The organism is Sphingomonas sp. ATCC 31555, from assembly GCF_000282895.1.
GTDB lineage: Bacteria > Pseudomonadota > Alphaproteobacteria > Sphingomonadales > Sphingomonadaceae > Sphingomonas.
This window is the reverse complement of the sequence record NZ_ALBQ01000008.1, coordinates 15,937-30,553: the sequence shown is the minus strand read 5'-3', so window position 1 is coordinate 30,553 and position 14,617 is coordinate 15,937. Positions and strand designations below refer to the sequence as shown.

General features: G+C 61.1%; 10 protein-coding genes and 1 pseudogene. 4 read left to right on the top strand and 7 right to left on the bottom strand.

Annotation, left to right across the window (positions count from 1 at the left end):
- Positions 1–73 precede the first annotated feature (73 nt).
- Positions 74–349 (top strand): annotated as a pseudogene (locus tag B215_RS21725) (transposase); the annotation flags it as partial.
- A 9-nt stretch (positions 350–358) separates the two neighbouring features.
- On the opposite strand, the gene B215_RS0103770 reads toward B215_RS21725, so the two are convergent.
- The 7 genes from B215_RS0103770 to B215_RS0103735 form a co-directional block, all read right to left on the bottom strand.
- Positions 359–1,021, bottom strand: a complete 663-nt coding sequence (locus B215_RS0103770) for an ABC transporter ATP-binding protein (RefSeq protein ID WP_019368290.1) — start codon at positions 1,019–1,021, stop codon at positions 359–361.
- A 157-nt stretch (positions 1,022–1,178) separates the two neighbouring features.
- A complete protein-coding gene (locus B215_RS0103765; protein WP_019368289.1) occupies positions 1,179–2,402 on the bottom strand; it encodes a glycosyltransferase family 4 protein in 1,224 nt (407 codons plus the stop codon).
- Positions 2,403–2,479: 77 nt separating this feature from the next.
- Positions 2,480–3,232 carry a methyltransferase domain-containing protein gene (locus B215_RS0103760; protein ID WP_269083842.1) on the bottom strand — a complete coding sequence of 251 codons (753 nt, stop codon included), beginning with the start codon at positions 3,230–3,232 and terminating at the stop codon, positions 2,480–2,482.
- Between the two features lie 68 nt (positions 3,233–3,300).
- Positions 3,301–3,894, bottom strand: coding sequence for a D-glycero-alpha-D-manno-heptose-1,7-bisphosphate 7-phosphatase (locus B215_RS19535; protein ID WP_050990126.1), 594 nt, complete (start codon positions 3,892–3,894; stop codon positions 3,301–3,303).
- Entirely contained in the window at positions 3,891–5,360 is a 1,470-nt protein-coding gene (gene rfaE1, locus B215_RS0103745; protein WP_019368286.1) for a D-glycero-beta-D-manno-heptose-7-phosphate kinase, read from the bottom strand. Before rfaE1 ends, B215_RS19535 begins: the two co-directional genes overlap by 4 nt.
- The gene (locus B215_RS0103740; RefSeq protein WP_019368285.1) at positions 5,353–6,552 is read right to left on the bottom strand and encodes an AGE family epimerase/isomerase; all 1,200 of its coding nucleotides are present in this window, start codon (positions 6,550–6,552) and stop codon (positions 5,353–5,355) included. The genes rfaE1 and B215_RS0103740 overlap by 8 nt, the downstream gene beginning before the upstream one ends.
- 8 nt (positions 6,553–6,560) lie before the next feature.
- A complete protein-coding gene (locus B215_RS0103735; protein ID WP_019368284.1) occupies positions 6,561–9,110 on the bottom strand; it encodes a glycosyltransferase family 2 protein in 2,550 nt (849 codons plus the stop codon).
- 176 nt (positions 9,111–9,286) lie between these two features.
- Between B215_RS0103735 and B215_RS21205 the strand changes: the two genes are divergently transcribed.
- The 3 genes from B215_RS21205 (at position 9,287) to B215_RS20540 (ending at position 14,609) form a co-directional block, all read left to right on the top strand.
- The gene (locus tag B215_RS21205) at positions 9,287–10,771 is read left to right on the top strand and encodes a glycosyltransferase family 9 protein (RefSeq protein ID WP_152997825.1); all 1,485 of its coding nucleotides are present in this window, start codon (positions 9,287–9,289) and stop codon (positions 10,769–10,771) included.
- Positions 10,768–11,295, top strand: coding sequence for a glycosyltransferase family 9 protein (locus tag B215_RS22105; protein WP_082664462.1), 528 nt, complete (start codon positions 10,768–10,770; stop codon positions 11,293–11,295). The genes B215_RS21205 and B215_RS22105 overlap by 4 nt, the downstream gene beginning before the upstream one ends.
- 164 nt (positions 11,296–11,459) lie before the next feature.
- The gene (locus B215_RS20540; RefSeq protein WP_160327954.1) at positions 11,460–14,609 is read left to right on the top strand and encodes a glycosyltransferase family 2 protein; all 3,150 of its coding nucleotides are present in this window, start codon (positions 11,460–11,462) and stop codon (positions 14,607–14,609) included.
- Positions 14,610–14,617: the final 8 nt, after the last annotated feature.

The following is a 14,617-nucleotide window of genomic DNA, read 5'->3' as shown; positions in this document are numbered from 1 at the left end:
GCCGGTGGCCCAGCACGAATATCAAACCGGTGGACTCTCGTTATGACTGCGGGACCAGCGGGGGGCAGGTCACCCGGCTCTCTGCATCGTCCATGCGGACCGCGCCTATGACACCAACCGCATCCGTGACCTTATCGAGCGGCAGGGTGCTGTTCCTAACATCCCGCCCAAGGCCAATCGACGCTGGAAAAGCTGCTTCGGCCGCAGCCATTACAAGGGACGCAATGCCTTCTAGCGCATGTTCTGCCGCCTCAAGGACTGCCGGCGCCTCGCCACGCGCTATGACCGCACCGCCGCCATCTTCCTCGGCAGCCTGCACCTCGCTGCCACCGTCATGTGGTTTTTGTGAGTCTCAGCCCTAGTGAGACAGAGTCTGTAGCCGGTGATGCACTTCGGCCGCTTCATCGATGGTGTCGTAGAACACTAGGCTTCCCCCATAGACGACCGCGCCGCGACGGCAATATTGACGAAGCGTGCCGGGGTCGTGGGAGATCATGATCAGCGTCGCGTTGTCGCGCCGATGCAGCAGGGCCTCCTCGCAGCGAATTCGAAATCGCTCATCCCCCGCGCCGGTGATTTCGTCGACCAGATAGCATTCGAAATCGATCGCCAGGGAAATGCCGAACGCGAGGCGTGCTACCATACCAGCCGAATACGTTCCGACGGGCTGGTGCAAATAGGGGCCTAGCTGTGCGAAGTCTTCTACATAGTCCAGAATTGCCTGCTCCGGCTGCGCGTAAATGCGCGAAATGAAGCGTGCATTGTCCGCGCCCGTGAGGTTGTGATAGAAGCAACTGGCGTAGCCGATTGGCCACGAACAGCTCATCGTCCGCGAGACCTTACCTGAGGAGGGGTATTCCACGCCGGCGATCATCCGCATGAGCGTCGATTTCCCGGCTCCGTTGGCGCCGCAGATGCCAACGCTTTCGCCCTTTGCGATCTCAAAGTTCAGATCGTTGAAGACTTGCTTCTTGAACTTGCGAATATGGTAGGCTTTGGAGACATTTTCAAACTTGATCATCCGGCTTTACTTTCACTCCGGTGCAGCGCTTCACCGAGAAACGCACCAGTCTCGCACTTGAAGAGGCCACTGGGGCCACGCCGCCAAATACCAGCGCGACGAGACAATTACCATGGGTGCATCATCGTCTTGCCGCCGAGGGTGTACTTTGTAGCAGTCACGGCAACGTCCATTGATCAAACAGCGCGCGCAGCCTCGCCGCATACGCTTCGGGAGAAAACCGAGCCGCTTGCCTGATGCCGGCCGCCTGGAGTCGGCTCCGCAGCAAGTCCCCGGTGTCAAGCGCCATTATCGCGTCGCGGATACTTTCAACGGAATAGGGGTCGACCAAAAGGCCTGCATCACCGACAACCTCGCGAAGCGACGCATTGCCCGCTGCTACCACCGCCGTACCCATGGCCATCGATTCGAGGGCCGGCAACCCGAAGCCCTCGTACAGGCTTGGGAACAACGTCGCCTTGGCATGCTCGATCAGATGCATCAGCTCGTCGCGGGGCAGATAGGGGAAAACGCGGACGCGTGCTCCTGGGCGTTCCGCCAATGCGCGCAATCGGGCGCGCTCGGCGTCGCACCCCCATCCCCCCGCCGCTACCACGACCAGCGGCGTGTCGCTGCCGCTCGCCTCGAAGGCATCCAGCAGCCGCCCGATATTTTTCTTCGGCTCGATCGCGCCAAAAAACAGAAAGTAGCCGCGCGTGGTGAAACCCTGCGCAGCTATCCATTCCGCGGCGCGCTGCTTTTCGCCCTGCCGCGGCGCCACGTCAAAAGGCTGGTAGGTATTGATTACCCGATGCTCGGCAATCGGGAACTCCGACAGAATGTCGTTTCGCGAGGTCTCAGAGACGGTCACGATGTCGAAGCCCCGCCGCGCGATAGCCGCGCAGGTGCGCCGATACTCCGCGGCGCCTCGATCGACCATCCAGGGGAATTTGATCGGCACGAGATCATGGACCGTGTAAATGTTCCGCGCGCCGGGGACATAGAGCGGCAGCGGATAGGTCCAGTGCGCCAGCTCGACACCCGGGATGCGGACGGCAACGAACCGCCCTGTGCGGCGGAAGTATCGCTTGGCCGCTCGGAAGAGGTTGGGCCTGCTCCAAGCAGCTTCCCAGGAAACGGATGCCGCGCCACGCGCGGCATCTGCCAGGGCAGCGTCGCCAACGATCCGTGGTTCATAGCCGAGCGGCGCGACGAGGAAGTCGCTTGCGACCTCCGCCCACCGACGGAACTGTCCGGCAGCGATCGGGCGGGGTTGGTCGCCGCAAAGCAGGTCTACGCGGTGCCCCAGTCTCCTCGCCGTCGCGATGAAATTGCGCCCATAGGTCGCGATGCCGGTCCCTTTTGGCATCGAGATGTTATAGCCATCGACGATCAACTGCATGACGCCGGATAGGCGGCGACGGGAGGAAGTGCAAAGGCTTACGCGCGTTGGGACGTTGCTTGCCTCCTTCCCGCGGATCAGTCGAGCAATGCGGCGCGGGCAAGATCCACTCGATTAAGGGCGCTGCGCTGATCCAAACCGAGCTGAATATAAAATTCGCCTTCGGTCGTCGGTTCGAATGAAATCTCTGCGAAGCGGGTAAAGCCCAGCGCGTTGAGATCGTGGATCAACAGCCGGAACGCGTTGGGTGTGAATGCCCAGACGTGCGTATCACAATAAGCCCCAGCCCTTGATCGCTCCATCGCCGCCAGCGCGTCGGGGACGCCGTGGATGAGCACAGGATTGCCGATACTGCCGGCGTTCCAGCAGATATTCCCCTCCAAGGCCGACGCGTTGAGTAGCATTTCCGCCAGCGCGCCCGCGGTAGGGCGGCGCACCGCGTTCAGATATGTATCGATCACCCGGGCGAGCGCAGCACTGGGCCGGTAATGGTCAAAGCAATAGCGTTTGTCCGGCACGGCCAAGGACAGGATGCCGCCTTGCGTCAAAATGGCCTCACATTCCTGGAGGAAGCGAATCAGGCAGGGCATGTGCTCGATGACATGCGACGCGACGATCCAGTCGAAACGGTCCTCGCCCACCAGTTCGGCGTAGCTCGCCCCGTTCCACACGTAATCCACGTGCGGCACGTTTTGTGGATCAGCGCCTTCTGCCGCGAATTTGGCGCGCAAGGTCTCTTGATCCGCCTGATCAAGATGACGAACTGAAGGGCCTGTTGCCAGAGGGTTGTATCCGCCGCCAATCTCCAGGCCGAGCCCATCCTGCCGCAACCCTGCAAGTATCTTTCAGAACGCATCATATCCCCGCTATACCCTTCGAAATCGCTGCTTGTGCCGGTTTACTGCTGTGGGTGCGCGTCCACCGATGGAGGATCGAGAAGGCGCGCTGCCGTGGCGATCGTTTCCGTAATCGGGTAGCCGTGTTCGATCGCCCAAGCACGATCATGGCAGCCGTGGCCGGTCAGGACCAGCACACCCAGCGCCCCCACCGAGATAGCCGCTTCAACGTCGCTTCGCTTGTCGCCGATCACCACCGATTGCGCCAGATCGATGGCAAACGTTTCGGCCGCTGCGATCAACATCCCTGGTGCTGGCTTTCTGCAGTCGCACTCGTCCGCGGGACCATGAGGGCACATATAGATGCCTTGAAGGACGACGCCTTGTGCCGCCAACTGGTCGAGAACCTCTTCGTTCACCCGCCGCGCCTGGGCCTCCGAGAAGAAGCCGCGCGCAATTCCCGACTGATTGGTGATCATCACGAGCAACCAGCCGGCCCGCTGCAGTGCGGTTAAGCCTGCCACTACCCCCCGCTCGAGTTCGACGGCGGCGGGGTCAGACAGATAGTTGCGCTCGACAATGAGCGTGCCGTCTCGATCGAGAAATATTGCCTTCCGCCTTGGCTCTACCGGGCGGAGCGTTCCCGTCGCGCTCACGCGGGAGTCCGCGCGCGCGTATCCGCAGCCATCTCGACGATTCGGGTCGTGCTGCGCCCTTCTAGCAGCTCGAACCGCTCGACGCGGCCGCCCGCCGCGAGAACGAGGTCGGCGCCGACAATGTTTTCTATCGCATAGTCCGCGCCCTTGACGAGTAGGCCGGGCCGCAGCGCCGCAATCAGCTCGAACGGCGTGTCCTCGGCAAAAGGTACTACCGCATCCACGGCCGCGAGCGCCGCGAGCACTTGGCTGCGATCCTCAAGCGGGTTGATCGGTCGCGAAGCACCCTTGAGACGGCGTATCGAAGCATCGTCATTTATCCCCACGATCAGGCGATCGCATCGGCTGCGGGCGAACTGAAGCAGTTGGATATGGCCGGCATGGAGGATGTCGAAACAACCGTTGGTGAAACCCACGGTGAGGCCGGCAGCACGCCACTCCGCCGCACGCGCCGCTGCCGCCATGCCGTCGAGAATCTTGACCGCGCTGCTCGAGCGGTCGGCGATATGGTGCGCAAGCTCGTCCATCAATTCGCTTCGGGTAAGGGTGGCGGTGCCGTGTTTGGAGACAACGATCCCCCCTGCGGTGTTGGCGATCGTTGCCGCCGTGGCTGCATCCGCGTCTGCACCAAGCATCAGCGCGAGAACCGCGACGACAGTGTCCCCTGCCCCGACAACGTCGAACACGTCGCGAGCGGTCGCGGGGATATGCAGGATCGCACCATCCTGTGTCCGTAGCGACATTCCCTGTTCTGCACGGGTCAGCAACACCCCGTTCACGCCGAACTGCGTGGCAATGGTCGCCAGGGCACGTTCGGCGGACGCGTCATCGGTGGCGCGGATCCCGGTAGCCGCAAGCGCCTCGTGAACGTTCGGGGTTATGAGAGTGGCGCCGCGATAGCGATCCAGGCTGATCGTTTTGGGGTCCGCGATGACGGGCACGCCTGCCTCGATGGCGAGGAGTACGAGCGCGCGGGTCACGGCATCGCTGAGTACACCCTTGGCATAGTCCGAAAGGACGAGCACATCATGGGCGCCAATATGCTCTGCGGCTGCGGAAAGCAGGGCGGCCTGCACCGTTTCGGAACATGCGGTGTTCTCTTCGCGGTCGACCCGCAACAGGTGCTGCCCGGCGGCGGTGAATCGCGTTTTTTCCGTAGTCGGGCGCGAGTGGTCGCGCACCGCGTGAAGGCGGATGCCGCCTTCTGCGTCGATCGCGGTGACCAGTTCCTCAGCAACGGGATCATCGCCGAGGACGCTCACCAGCGTGCAGGTCGCCCCAAGGGTGACGACATTGCGAGCGACGTTGGCGGCGCCACCGGGAACCTTGCGCGACTGCTTGTAGCGAAGGATCGGTACCGGGCTTTCCGGCGAGATCCGCTCCACCGTGCCTTCAACGAAGCAATCGAGCATCACATCGCCCACGCAGAGAACGCGAACGCTGTCGAAAGCTGGCAGATTAACCATTCAACACCTTGTCGAACAAAGGGCGTAGCCCAGTCATAACATGATAGAGCGAGGAAGCAGGAGCAGCCTCCGGAACCGGCACACCTTCCGCGTCCAGCCGGTCATACCACGCACCACCGGGCGAACGGAGAAAGCGTCGGAAGGAAGCGATGCACACAAGCGTCAGCGCGATCGACCGATCCGGTGCTTCCGTCCCAACGGTTAGGACGGCGCGAAGACGTTCGGTCTGTTGCCACAGGCGGGATTCGAGATCCAGCGGCCGCCCCGCAGCATCCACTGCAGCGATCACCCGCCCGTCTGTCACTCCGTAGCAACTGCCGAAGCGATAGAGGCGAGCGACATGCGTGCTCAGATCCTGACCCAGCAGCTCGCCCGCCTGATCGAGCAGGAACGCCCATTCGAACTGGTGGCCAGGCTCTCGGACCTGTCCCGTGTCGCCAGGATGGAAACGCCAGTCACCGTCGTAGAACTCGCCGACCGCGCCGGTCGTGTGATCGAGCAGCGAGCCTGTCGCCAGTCGGACGATTTCCTCCGCCGCCGCGCGGAACGGCGCATCTTGATCGTACTCGATCCAAGCGAGCAATGCCTCGAGTAGATGCATGTGCGGGTTTGACCGAAGGGGCAGCCGACGCGGGCTGGCCTCCTCGAAGCCCAGCACGGGATGCGACAGCGTGGTGCGAAGACGATCAAGCAGCGTCTCCGCATCTCGGCGCAATGTATCGGGCCGCCCGTTCGCCTGCCACGCTGCCGCTAGGGCGAGCAGTACGAAGCTCTGATCGTAGAGATCAACCGCGTCGGAGACCACGCCGCCATTGGGATGTACCGCTGCCCTGTAGAGGCCGTCGTCACGTCGGAAATGACCAAACAGCGCGCGTAACCCATGGTCGACCGCGTCGGCCCAGGGCCCAGTCCAGCCCATTCTGCCCGCTTCGGCATAGGCGAATATCTGCCGTGCCTGGACGCGCAGTCGCATCGGACGACGTGCGGGCTGGCCGCCGGTGTCGAGAGCGTCATGAAACCCGCCCGCCGCAGCGCGGTTGGCGCCGCATTCCCACCAGAATGGCAGGGCGTCGTTGAACAGCCAAGACCGCAAAGCCGTGGTTTCGTTCTCCAGAACACGTCGCTGCTGTACAAAATCCATCTTGGCCGATTCTCTGAAGTGCGGAATGTGCCGCTCGCCGTCCGTGTGCATGGGGCTTCCTACGCTCGAAACGCGCTTTGGAAAGGCCGGGGCGCCTGAAGGCGTGTGAAGGGCGGCGCTAAGCGGTCGAAATGCGGATTATAATAGGGATCCGTCGCATAAGTCGGCCAGCGCGCCTTCAGCATCTGTGTCGCAGCGAACGCCCGGTTTTGCTTGTACGCGTCGTCATTGTACCCGCGTGATTTGGACTCGAAATGATAGAGGCAGGCCTGCCCCTCATACAGAACCTTCAGCCCTAGGGAGCGGACGCGCAGGCAATAGTCGGTGTCGTTGCCTTCTACTGGAAAGGCGGTCGCATCGAAGCCGCCAATCCGCCGGAAAACATCGGCGCGCGTGGCGAGACATGCTCCAGTCACCATCGAAACCTCCCGGGCGACGAGGTTGCGATCGAGATAGCCTCCCGCGTTTCCCGCTAAGCCCGTGCCTTCATGGCTCGCGAAACTGTGCCATTCATCCATCACAACGCCCGCGTGCTGGACCGTGCCATCCGCGTAGAGAAGACGTGCGCCCACCGCACCCACTTCGGGGCGCAGCGCCTGGGCGGTGAGCGCATCCCAGCAGTCGGGGGACAGAATTACGGTGTCGTTGTTGAGGAAGACGAAGATGTCAGCATCAGAATGGCCGGCCGCCACATTGTTCATCGCCGCCCAATTGAAGCTACCGTCATATCGCACGACGCGCCCTACCGCAGACGATTCCACTTTTCGGAGGAACCGCTCCGTTTCCGGTTCCTGGCTCTGATTGTCGACGACGATCAGTTCCAGGTCTACTTGATTATGCGAGATCGAGGCCTCGATGCTGCCTAGACATGGCATGAGAAGGTCTAGCCTGTCGCGGGTCGGAACGATGATGGCAACTTTCGTCTTGGGAAGTGGCCATCGCACGCGCAGCGCCTGCGTCGGTGTCTCCATCACGTCACGCATCGGCTCTACCGTAGCGGCGGGATGGAACTCCGATAGGAGCGCTTCAACCGCCTTCAGACGATCGGCAACCTCGGCTTCCTTACGATGCTCAATATGATAGAGGATGCGGGGAACATGACGCGGTGCCGCACCCGAGTGTGCGGCGCGTAAGATGAATTCGTATAGCGCTGCGGTGCCAAAGCCATCTCGCAGAGACACATCGACTAACCGGTTCCGCTGGATCGCCAATACTGGGCCGCAGATATCCTGTTGCAAGGCACGGGTCGCGTCAAATGAAGCGCGGAATTGAGGCGCGACATGACGCGGCCGGACCGACCACGGTTCCCCCTCCAGCTGGTCCGAGTCCGAAAAGGCAATCGCCGCGCCTGCGGACAGTGTGGATGCGAACATTTCGATCGCGTCAGGAGCAAGTGCACAGCCGGCGGGCAACCACAAGATGTAGGGCTGATCCGACTTCGCTACGAGCGCGTTGGCGATAGGAGCCAGTGTCGATCCGCTGATGCTTTGTGCGGAAACAAGCGTTCGGTGCCCGTTGCTGGTTCGATAGGAGTCGACGAGAGCGAGCATCTCCAGCGCCGCGTCGCCTTCGCGGTACAGCAACATCAGTTCCGCGGGCTGGGCTGTCTGCCGGTCCAGCGTTGCGAGTGTGCGTGCGAGTGTGGCCGGTGACGCCTCAATCGCGTCGACAAGCACACACATTGGGGCGTGGGCGGCGCCTGCCACGGCTTGCTCCTGTAAAGGCGCGTAATAGGCCTCGAAATACGCGTCATAGCTGTCGAGCGAAAAGCCAAGAGCTGCCTGGAAGTCGGGCAGTTTGCTCTCGATCCGATCGATCATCTGCCGCAACGCGCGAAGTTGGTCGCGAATTTCACCGATCGCGTCGACCGGCGGCGCCCTGAAGTCGCGCGTTTCGAAACGGCCAATCACGAAACCGCTGTTCGCCTCCCGAACCTCTGCCAGACGATCGGTGCCGGCGAGTGCGCCTGCCGGGATGGAAATGGTGAAGCCGGTGGACCCCGCATGGCTCCACTGGTCACCTACGGGATGCTCTTGCCCGGTGCCCGTCCGGCCTGCCGCGATGAAACGTCCCCCAAGCCATATCTCAACGATCAGCGATCGATCAGGCATATAGCGGTCCGCGGCCCAGCCACGTACGCTCGAATCTGACCAGGCATCGACTGCGCCGATGATGCTGGCCGGCGCCTTCTGCAATGCGCGAAGGCCGGCAAGAAAGGCGCGCAACGAGAGGCCGCGCCATTCCCGCGCAATGTGCTTGCGAAAACGCCAGTCGCTGAACAGTACCTCGAACAGGTTGGGCCAATCGCTTGCGCGGCGAACGGCTTCGCGGGTCGGATGCGGAACGGGGAAGAAGTCCGCGGCCCAGCGGAGAAGTGCCGCATCGGGCGGAATGGCATGATCACCAGCGTCGAGCGGAAGCCTGCGCGCGACCCGACTGCGCAACGCCTTAAAATCACGGCTGCGAAACAGGCCCGGCACGCAAACAGACATCGGCTGGTTCAACGCCGTTGCCAATTCCTCCGCCGACGGCAGGCGGCCGAGCGCCAGGCGGAACAGGAAGCGGACGTCCTCGGCAGTAGGAGTGTCGTCGCGAATATAACCTGTCATGAAGTCACGATTCTCCGTCCGTCGCCACATCCGCAGCGTCGAAGCTGGCGGACGAACGCGGGGCGGCTTTATCGGCTGCGCATCGCGAGGTCTATATTCGTACTGGTCTCCCTCGACCATTTTAGAAAGTCCCGCTAGGGCTAACGAGGCTTCCTTTTCGATTACAGGATATCCTCGTGCAACAGCAGCGCGCCGCTGCCTCCTCCGTGATGAGCGAACCCAGGCGCCGTCGTCTTGAGACGCTCACGGGGCTGTCGCTGGCCGAGGCCTTTGTTATCCAAGCGGATGGAGCGTGTGCGGCAGACGGGGTGCACGCGGCGGTAATTGCGGACCACCGGTTGCATCATGCGGGCGACTATCGGGCAGCGCTTCAAGCTTGGTTCGGGGCAACCCGTGTGGGCGGCCATCTTGTCATAATCGTTCCACATGCATTTCTTCGCGACCGGCAAATCACATTGCCGGCAACCTGGGAACCGCAACAGAGGCGTTTGTACACCCCCGCCTCGCTCGCTGGAGAAATCGAAGAGGCGCTTGAGCCCAACAGCTATCGCGTTCGAATGTTGTGCGACGACGATCAGCAGTATGATTATAGTCTTTCCTTGGATACGCCGCCCAGCGGTGCCTGCGACATCGTGCTCATGATTGAGCGGATCAGGCCGCCAGCTTGGACGTTGTTGCCTCAGGCTGACCCAGCGCCAGCGGAGCCTGCGCTCTTTTATCCACCCGCCACCCGCGTTGAAATTGCCGCCCGGCGTCCCGCTCCCGCGCGGATCCTGTTGCTGAAGCTCGATCATCTCGGCGATTTCGTGCTGGCCGTGCCGGCGCTTCGGCAGCTTCGTGCTGCCTTTCCGCAGGCGCATATCGAACTAGTTGTCGGCCCCTGGAACGCGGATCTTGCCCGCGACTGCGGACTAGTGGACACTGTCACCCTGTTCTCGGTTTTCCCACGTAACGCCAGCGAAGAGGCGGTTGACGTCCGTGGGCAACGCGCGCTTTTCGAGACAATACTGACCGGTCACTATGATATCGCGATCGACTTACGGACCGATGCCGATACGCGTTTCCTGCTGGCAGGCGTGTCCGCCGATGTGCGTGCAGGGCTAGGGAACAGCGAAGATCACCCCTTCCTCGACATCTTCTTGCCGATCGACCACAGTCGCGACGGCCGGGAAACCTCAACCGAGGCGCTCTGGGACCATGGCGCCTTCGCGTCGTCCACGGTTTGCAGCACCAGTCCCTATCGAACGATCTTCATGGGATCTCGGCGGCCGAAACGAGGCGCCTTGCTCTGGGGCCCCTATCGGCGCCTCCGGCATGGCAGCTATATTTTTCAGCCGCGCATCGAGATCGAGGCGGCGCGACAGGGCGCAACGCTTACGATGGACGTCGTTCTCGATGATTCGGTCCTTCAGGCAAAAACCGTGACGAGCGGATCAGTGCCGGACTTCGAGTTTGAAGTCGGGCCCGAAGGGGGCGTCTTCCAGTTCCGGCTTTGGGCGCCGCGCTGGAAGCGGGCGTTTCCGTTCAGTTTCTATGGCGGCAAATTATACCGTCGAGGCTCGGCAAATGTCCTCCACCAGTCTGAATACCTGGCACTACTGGTTCATCTGGTAACGCAGCGTCTTCAAGAGACGGGGCATCTCGTCGCCCCGGCTGCATGACGATGGAGGTCGTGCTATCGCCCTTTTCCAATAGTTTCGTGAGAGACTGGCCGGCGGAGCACTATCGTACACTGGTGGGAATGCTGGTAGATTTCTTGCCGGGAGCGACTGTTCGTCTTATCGGAACCAAGGCGCAGGCATTGCGCGCGAACGAGATCGTGCGGCCATTGGACTCGCGACGTGTCCTTAACGATTGTGGTCGGCATCCCTGGCCGGTGGTCCAGACTGCCATCCTCCGGGCAAGTTGCGTAATCGGCAACAATTCCGGCGTCGCACATCTTGCTGCAAGCGCAGGCGTGCCGACTGTCTGTATTTTTGGTGGATCGCACCAGCGACGCGAGTGGCGGCCGGTAGGTCCCAACGTTATCATTGTCTCGCGGGACATCTGGTGTTCGCCTTGTCATCTGGATCGACTATCGCAATGCCGATTTGACAAGTCTTGCCTTCGCGATATCGAGCCCAGCGACGTTTTGTCTGCCGTGCAGCGCGTGCTATCCTTCAAGGAGCCGTTGGTTCCTCGCTAGACGCTTGAAAACAGCCGCAGGGATGGCACAAAGTCCACGGTGGAAACCAATGCTGCGCTGCGGAAACGGGGTTGTCTCTCGGCCGGCTATTGGGCGATAGCGCGCGCGACGCCGGCTATTATCTGTTTGAAGCGGGGGTTTGAGACTCGGGGATGGAGTATTCGATGCAAGAGGTAGCGCGCCGGCTAAAGCGCATGTTTTCGGGATCACCGGCTTCGTTTACGGCCTCGCAGTATCAATCCAATGAAGGTGGGCTGACAGCGCCCGCTTCCGGCGAGGATGTGATCAATTGCTACCGCCTCATTCTAGGGCGTCCACCGGAAAACGAAACCGTCATCGCGGAAAAGGTGGGCATAGAACGACAGCAGCTTCTGCATGCATTCATGTTCTCAGAAGAGTTTCGAAAGGATACGCGTTCCTTTCTCCAGGGGGAACTGGACGCAAATCTATTCGAAGGTCCTGTGACGGGCGATTTGCGCCGATGGGTACATGATTTGCTGTTGCCGGGGGATCATGATGCGGCCCGACTGGCGGAGATCCAGGACTTGGCTCCCATGCTTGGTTTTTGTCTTCGCTACCCGATCTTGGGGGGTATGCTCGATGCGGCTCTCGGCGATGGCCGAGCAGTGGAACTGGCCCGGTTCGCCGACAGGCTGGGCAAGCCGCGATTGAAGGCCTCCACCAGTCGGGAGGACCTGCAGAACTGCTATTTGCTGTTTTTGGAGCGGGCTCCCGAATCTGATCTGGTCACCGCTGAGCGTCCCGACACCCCGCTGGCCGAATCCGTATGCGATTTCATTGCTTCGCCCGAGTTCGCTGCCAAGGTTGCCTATCCGGCGATGGATGGACGCTATATAACCCATCTGGTTCCATCGGCAGTTGCTGCCTGGGCATCCGACAGGCTGCTGCTTGAAGGAACGCAGTCCCTGGACGCTGCCGCCATCATCGCAGAAGCGCTGACACAGCCGGCGATTGCGCACGCGCTGCAAGGTCGTAGACTCACCTGGGTGGTTGAGGAAGTCGTGCGGCGGTTGCAATTCGGGGCCGGTGTCGAGGCCGCGCAGAAGCTGGCTTCGCTGCATGAGCGGCTTGAGCAGATCGGCCAGAATGTTGAAGTACTCGCAAGCAACGACATGGAGATCTCGGCCAACGGGCACTTCGTCGAGTTCACGGGCGGCGATCCGTGGTTGATCCTGAAGCCGACAGGACCCGCGATCGAAGGCGACCTGATGTCCTTCCGATTTCGGGCGGCAATCGACGGGCATGCGACCACGGGGCAGCTTTATCTCGACTATGGAACGGGCTTCAGTGAAACCAACTCCCTTCCGTTGGTGCCCGATCGCGACGGCTTTCATAAGGCGACGGTCGCCGCGCCAAGGCGCCTCTTGGCAGCGCGATGGGATCCGGCTGCGAGCATCGGCACCGCGAGCATTTCCATGCTGGAGGTGACCCCGCTCACGACCGACGCCTATTGCGCGGAGGAATTCGGCGACCTTGGCGAGGCTGGAACCTCCAAGCTTCTGTTGCGCGTCTCGATGGAGGCCAGTCGGCGGCCGGATGCGCCTGCCGCCGTCGTTCTTACCCGTGCTCTGTCTCCCTCTGGCGATGCGGGCTACACGCACTGGATCGCTCGGAACGAATTCCAGAGCGCGAAGGGCGCTGTTGAGCTGAAATTGCGGAATGAGGCTCTAAAGCAGCGGCCGCGTATCAGCGTCGTCGTGCCCGTCTACAATCCGCCGGCTGCGTCGTTGGCGGAAATGATCGCCAGCGTGCGAGGCCAGATCTACGATAATTGGGAGCTCTGCATCGCGGATGATGCGTCGACACAGCCCCATGTGCGACGGACTCTCGAAGAAGCGGCTGCGCAGGACCATCGCATTAAGGTGCTGTTCCGACCGGAAAACGGCCATATCTGCCAAGCCTCCAACTCCGCTCTGGAGCTGGCCAGCGGCAGTTGGATTGCCATGCTCGATCATGACGACGTCCTTGCGCCGCACGCCCTGCTGTTCGCGGCGGAACATATCGCGGAGCATCCTGAGGTCAAAATCCTCTACTCCGATGAGGACAAGCTCGATGAGCGCGGTCAACGATTTGACCCCTATTTCAAGCCTGATTTCTCACCAGAGTTGCTGCTTGCGCAGAACTACATGAACCATATGACCGTGGTTCGCACGGATCTGGTTCGCGATGCAGGGGGGTGGCGCGTCGGCTTTGAAGGTAGCCAGGATCACGATCTCATCTTTAGGATCGTGGAGAACCTCAAGCCGTCTGAGGTGGGGCATCTGCCCTACGTTTTGTACCACTGGCGGGCACTCACTGGCTCGACCGCGCTTGGCAACGAGCAGAAGGACTATGTGCTGGAGAGCGGCAGGGCCTCCGTCCGCGACCATTTGGAACGAACCAAGCGGCGTGCGAAAGTCGAGATCATAGATCAGGTCCATCACTATCGCGTTCGTCACGAGCTTCCGGAGGAGCGGCCGCTGGTTTCGCTGATCATTCCGACGCGAGACAAGGTGGATATTCTGAAGGTTGCCGTGGACTCGATTTTGGAGAAATCGACCTATGACAACTACGAGATTCTCGTGGTCGACAATGGCTCCGTGCAGCCTGAATCGCTAAAATATTTTGCTGAGATTTCGCAGATCGCAGGTGTACGGGTTCTGCCCTATCCGCACCCGTTCAACTACTCCAAGATCAACAACTTCGCGGCAGAGCATGCCAAGGGTCCGGTAATCGCCCTCGTCAACAACGATGTGGAAGTGATTACGCCGGACTGGATCGAGGAAATGACAGCGTGGGCGATTCAGCCGGAAATCGGCTGTGTCGGTGCGAAGCTATTCTATCCCGATATGTCGATTCAGCACGCTGGCGTAATTGTCGGCATTGGCGGATGTGCGGGCCACTCGCACAAATTCTTCCCGCATGATGCGGCGGGATACTTCAATCGCCTGCAAGTTCACCAAAACCTCTCTGCGGTAACGGCGGCTTGTCTTTTCCTGCGCAAGGACGTCTTCTTTGAGGTCGGTGGACTTGAAGAGGAGCTGAGCGTTGCTTTCAACGATGTCGACCTTTGTCTGCGCGTTCGGGAGGCGGGATATCGTAACCTATTTACGCCATTCGCGAAGCTATTCCATCACGAGAGTATCTCCCGCGGTGCCGAAGATACGCCGGAAAAGATGGCGCGAGCTGCGAGCGAGGTTCGGTTCATGCAGTCGCGCTGGGGACGCAAGCTGATGGTAGATCCGTTCTATTCTCCGAATCTCCCATATGATCGCGAGGATTTCGGCATCAATATTGCCACGCTTCGGCACTGAAGGCGGTA

Excerpts from the sequence above, each read along its gene's own strand:
- B215_RS0103765 (WP_019368289.1), bottom strand. The coding sequence starts at position 2,402 with ATGCAGTTGATCGTCGATGGCTATAACATCTCGATGCCAAAAGGGACC.
- B215_RS22105 (WP_082664462.1), top strand. The coding sequence starts at position 10,768 with ATGACGATGGAGGTCGTGCTATCGCCCTTTTCCAATAGTTTCGTGAGA.
- B215_RS0103770 (WP_019368290.1), bottom strand. The coding sequence starts at position 1,021 with ATGATCAAGTTTGAAAATGTCTCCAAAGCCTACCATATTCGCAAGTTC.
- B215_RS0103740 (WP_019368285.1), bottom strand. The coding sequence starts at position 6,552 with ATGCACACGGACGGCGAGCGGCACATTCCGCACTTCAGAGAATCGGCC.
- rfaE1 (WP_019368286.1), bottom strand. The coding sequence starts at position 5,360 with ATGGTTAATCTGCCAGCTTTCGACAGCGTTCGCGTTCTCTGCGTGGGC.
- B215_RS20540 (WP_160327954.1), top strand. The coding sequence starts at position 11,460 with ATGCAAGAGGTAGCGCGCCGGCTAAAGCGCATGTTTTCGGGATCACCG.
- B215_RS0103735 (WP_019368284.1), bottom strand. The coding sequence starts at position 9,110 with ATGACAGGTTATATTCGCGACGACACTCCTACTGCCGAGGACGTCCGC.